Source organism: Mycobacterium sp. 1245499.0, from assembly GCF_001673615.1.
GTDB lineage: Bacteria > Actinomycetota > Actinomycetes > Mycobacteriales > Mycobacteriaceae > Mycobacterium > Mycobacterium europaeum_A.
On sequence record NZ_LZMG01000282.1, the window covers coordinates 1 to 3,303 of the forward strand.

2 protein-coding genes and 1 pseudogene are annotated in these 3,303 nt (G+C 62.6%); all 3 read left to right on the top strand.

The genetic code is table 11. The features are described from left to right. A partial coding sequence (locus A5646_RS28220) for an alpha/beta hydrolase fold domain-containing protein (protein ID WP_082984768.1) occupies nucleotides 1-1,736 on the top strand: 1,736 nt, incomplete at its 5' end. A 105-nt stretch (nucleotides 1,737-1,841) separates the two neighbouring features. After that, entirely contained in the window at nucleotides 1,842-2,534 is a 693-nt protein-coding gene (locus A5646_RS16880; RefSeq protein ID WP_067022817.1) for an SDR family NAD(P)-dependent oxidoreductase, read from the top strand. A gap of 656 nt (nucleotides 2,535-3,190) precedes the next feature. Next, nucleotides 3,191-3,303: pseudogene (locus A5646_RS29045) on the top strand (SDR family mycofactocin-dependent oxidoreductase); the annotation flags it as partial.

Below are 3,303 nucleotides of genomic sequence, written 5' to 3' on the forward strand. Positions count from 1 at the left end.
CCGCCGGCAGCAGATTGATCTCTCTGAAGATCGACCGCTCGGCTGTCGACGATGCCCTCCGCGATGCACTCGGTCGGCAGGTGACGTCCCAACCCGATTTCACACCGGTCATGTCCACCGATGCAGCCCCGGCCCGCAGCTGGATCAGCATGGTGGTGCTGTTCAAAGAGCAGTTGTTCCTGCCAGGCACCGTGTTGAGCCACCCGCTGGTTGGACCGCCGTTCGCCGACAGCCTGGTGCGCGGCTTCTTACTCGCCGCGGACCATCCCTACCGGAATGCCCTTTTCGAAGAGGAACGGCTTGGCGCACCGCGCGCCGTCCGTACTGCAGTCGAAATCATCGAAGGGGAAGCGGATTTACCTCTGACGCTGTCCTCGATCGCCGCACGCTGTCACGTAAGTGTTCGGTCACTACAGCAGGGATTCCGACAGCACCTGGGCACTTCTCCCATGGCGTATCTGCGTGAGGTTCGGCTGCGCCGAGCCCACCAGACGTTGCTTAGGTCCGACGCGTCCGCGGTTACTGTGGCGTCGGTTGCCTATCAGTGGGGTTTCAGCAACCTCGGGCGCTTCGCCGCCGCCCACGCTGCGCGGTACGGCGAGACACCGACCGAAACCTTGCGTCGCCCCGCTTCCAGCCCGGCCGCCAGTGTATTAACTCTGCGTCAATCGGCGGCATCCTCGGGCAGTCTCACTATCCGAGAAATGGAGGCCGACCATCGCCGCGGCGCCGTGACTTGCTATGAGCATCCGGTCAGCCCCGACACCAATGCGACAGCGCATCAAGATGCTTCGATTGACCCTCAGCTTGCTCGAATCCTCCGCCCCCTGCTCTCAGCTCGGGCGGCAATGCCTCGGCCGCCGGCCGGTGATTGGCAGACCCGGCGGACCATCATCGAGCACGCTTTAGACCGGGCTTCGGCATTGCTCTCGCCCGTCAACGGGATCAAGGTTGACGGTTTCACTGCGACGGCCACTGATGGCACACAGCTGCCGTTGTTCCTTTACCGCCGTGCTGATACCGGTCCGTCTGGCAGCGCCGCACTTTTCTTGCATGGGGGCGGAATGATCATGGGTTGGCACCGAAGCTACGACATGCTGGTGAGGAACTACGTCGCCTCATCCGGCGTGCCGCTGCTGTCCGTGCATTATCGAGTTGCGCCCGAGCACCCATATCCCACTCCAGTCGAAGACTGCTACACCGCACTCCGCTGGCTCGCCACGCACGCAACAGATCTCGGCATCGACCCGGCACGCATCGCGGTGATGGGAGGCAGCGCGGGCGGGGGGCTTGCAGCGTCTGTAACTCTGCTGGCAAGGGATCGCGGCGGCCCGCCGCTGGCCCGTCAATTACTACTGGCTCCCATGCTCGACGATCGGACTGCGACGGTTGACGCACGCACCCAGTCGTTCTGCACGTGGGACTGCGACGACAACATCACCGGCTGGCGCGCGTTTCTCGGAGACATGGCCGGCAGCGACGATGTGTCACCATACGCCGCGCCTGGGCGCGCCGACGATCTGTCCGGTTTGCCGCCCGCCTACATCGATGTGGGTGCACTCGACATCTTTTGCGATGAGGACCTGACCTACGCGAAACGGCTTATGGCGGCGGGTATCCCGACAGAATTTCACCTTTATGCCGGCGCCCCCCACGGGTTTGAAATATTCGCACCGCAGACGGATGTAGCGCGGCGAGCCACGGATGACCGGATGCGTTGTCTCGCTCGCCTGTAGTCCCGCCTCAACAGACGGCAATGAGTTACCACTCCGCTCTCGTAACGGGAGGCCGATGTTTCGTGGCAGAAAGCCAAGACCTCAAAACATGGGAGGAGCGGGTCGATGCAGCGACGGGCGTTTGTAACCGGAGCGAACGGGGGAATCGGTGCAGCCATCTGCGACCGGTTGCGGGCCGACGGGATAAAGGTCCGTACGACAGACATGGTGGGCCCGGCCGACGTGGTGATGGACCTCCCGGTTGACCCTATTCCGCAGTGGGCCGTCGAAGACATCGACATCTGCGTGGCGGTGGCAGGGGTTGTTGACACCTTCGCCCCGGCGCACTCAATAGCGTTCGAGCAGTGGGATCGCGATATCGACGTCAATCTCACCGGCACCTTTCGCGTCATCCGGGCGTGCCTCCCCGGCATGCGGGAACGTCGCTTTGGCCGCGTAGTCGCGATTTCAAGCATGGCGGGCCGCATGGGTGCCTCCGGTAAGGTCGCCTACGCCGCCTCCAAGGCCGGTCTGCATGGGATGATGCGCACTATTGCCATTGAGAACTGTGAGCACGGGATAACCGCCAACCTGGTGTTGCCAGGCATGATTGCAACCCCCAAGATCATGACCTTGCCTCAGCGGGACCAAGAGCGAATCCGTGCCGCACTACCCAGCCAGCGATTCGGTCGCCCGGAGGAGGTGGCCGATCTGGTTGCCTTTCTTGCCGGTGACGGCGCGGGATACATTACGGCACAAGACATCGGTATCGACGGTGGCTTAGAGCTGAATACCTTGTTCGTCGGTCCAACCCAGTAGCCATCTCCATGCCGACATGGGCTTGGTGAGGTGTATAGGTGCAGCTATTGGTTTGCGCCATCGAGGCATTGGGCAAGTGCAACGGTTACGAGCGCGGGTAAGACGCATTTCGTCTAGGTGGCTGCGTGCGACGGCTAGTTCCTGTTCGGTCACCGCCCTAGCGTGAAACTTATGACCAATGCGGATAAACATCACAGCGGGCGATGGGTGAGCTCGGCACCTCTCACCTCCATCGTCGTTACGTCGGAGATTTGAAATGCCCGGCCAGACCGAATCTTTGGATGCCGCTGCACTCACACCGATCTTCTTCGCGGCAATCTATCTGTATGTCCGCGTGATTGTGGTGTGGATCGTCTGCCGCGCTGACCGCTACGCCGAGCGAGCCGCCGGCCCGACAAGAGACCCCCGATCGGCAACCCGGCCGGGCTCGTCACAGCTGCCGCCCAGAGCAGAGGACGCATGATCGCTCGTCAGTCGCCGTTCCATGCACTCGTACCCGCGTACAGGCCACCCAGGTTGGCAAGCCCAGTCGGCCGCGCCACCAGCGGCCTTGGGACGGGCATGGGTCGGGATATCACATGTTGTACCGAGGCGGCTCGATCATCGCCGCGCCGGTTGGCGCGCGCACATTGATCGGCAACGGTTAGGAGGAAATGATGGCAGGACAATTCGAAGGCAAAGTTGCACTCATTACCGGCGCGGCGCGTGGGCAAGGCCGCTCGCATGCGGTGCGGTTCGCCGAGGAAGGCGCTGACATCATTGCTATCGA

What these genes read in the sequence shown, in the direction of transcription:
- A5646_RS16880 (WP_067022817.1), top strand. Translation starts at nt 1,842, where the DNA reads ATGCAGCGACGGGCGTTTGTAACCGGAGCGAACGGGGGAATCGGTGCA.